The organism is Neisseria sp. P0009.S007, assembly GCF_051962515.1.
In genome coordinates, this window is record NZ_JBQCVF010000951.1 from 1 (window position 1) to 368 (window position 368).

1 protein-coding gene is annotated in these 368 nt (G+C 49.2%); it reads right to left on the reverse strand.

Annotation, left to right across the window (positions count from 1 at the left end; translation table 11 throughout):
- Positions 1-368: calcium-binding protein (locus ACTHS3_RS17265; protein WP_440368672.1), on the reverse strand; the 368-nt coding region annotated here is incomplete at both ends.

Consider the following 368-nt stretch of genomic DNA (forward strand, 5'->3'; position numbering starts at 1 on the left):
GTCGTTGTTCAAAGGTATCGCTGTCGTCATTCAGGTATTGAATAATCGTGCCGTCTTTGCGGACATGGGATACTTTCAAGCCGAAATGTTCGATGATTTGTTCCGTGCTGTATGTGCCGTTGTCGAATTGGAACTCGGATATGGCGCCTTGCGAACCCATTTGGTTTTTAATCGTCAATACGTCATTGCTGCCTTTGATGGAAACGGTCCATGTGTTGCCGTTCAGACGGGGGTTGATGGTGTAGTCAAACGGATCGGGCGTGTAGTCGATGCCGGTTTTGTCGTAGCCCGGGGTCACGGAAATATTCAAGTCATCCAATGTCAAGCCGCCGGTAAATTTTACGGCGTTGCTGATGGAGGTGGGATTG